The organism is Vibrio sp. 811, from assembly GCF_033339195.1.
Genome location: NZ_JAWOUB010000222.1, coordinates 1 through 859, shown reverse-complemented (window position 1 = coordinate 859; position 859 = coordinate 1). Strand labels below are relative to the sequence as shown.

At 49.8% G+C, this 859-nt stretch carries 1 protein-coding gene; it reads left to right on the top strand.

All coding sequences use genetic code 11. From position 1 onward, the window contains the following. On the top strand, positions 1-859 hold an 859-nt coding region (locus R7Q46_RS25960), incomplete at both ends, for a DUF2339 domain-containing protein (protein WP_318078054.1).

Below are 859 nucleotides of genomic sequence, written 5' to 3'. Positions count from 1 at the left end.
GATTTCTGGCGTCGCTTTCGTTTGGTTAAGCGACACTTGGCTCACCACTGCCATTTCGATACAAGTCGCGGTGATGGCACTGCAAATCCAAGCCGGGTTCTTTCGCCCAGCAAGTTGGGCGGTCAAAATCGTGATGGGTATTTTGGTGGTTCGTCTCACGTTGCTGCCATTTATTCCACAATGGCAGCCGGTTGAGAGTGGGCATTGGGCTTGGGTCATTCTTAGTTACGTGCCGTCATTGGCTATCTTAACCTATGCCCGAGGCGTGCTAGCGAAACAAGATTCCGACCTGACCAACTGGTTCGAAGGGGCGTTTTTGCATGTGTTCTTAATGGCGTTGTTCACCCAAACCAACTACTGGTTAACGGGACAATACGGCTATTTGGGGCACATCGATTTCACAAGTGCCGTGGTCTTTGCCAATCAAGCACTGGTTATGGGCTTGGTTTACAGTTATCGCAGCCAATTTGCTCAACAGCTCACCCTTGTTTATCAAGCCTACAGCTACTTATTGTGGGGCGTATTCGCGCTATTGACGGTATGGCTGAACAGCGTTGAATCGCCACTCATCACCAACAACGTATCGGCACAAGCCATGCCTGTGTTCAACATGCTGAGTTTAGGTTGGCTACTACCAGAGTGCATTCTCATTGCTGCGGTCGTTAAACGCTGGAATACGCTGCGTGTACACCGATTAGCGGTCGCATGTCTTGGCTTTGCATTAGCAGCCATTTGGCTAGGGATGTCAATTCGACAGTTCTGGCAAACCACGTCAATGACGCTGTTTCAACCGACCAGTATGGCAGAGTTGTTTAGCTACTCAGTGGCAGGATTAATGGTTGGTGGCGCTTTAACTTGG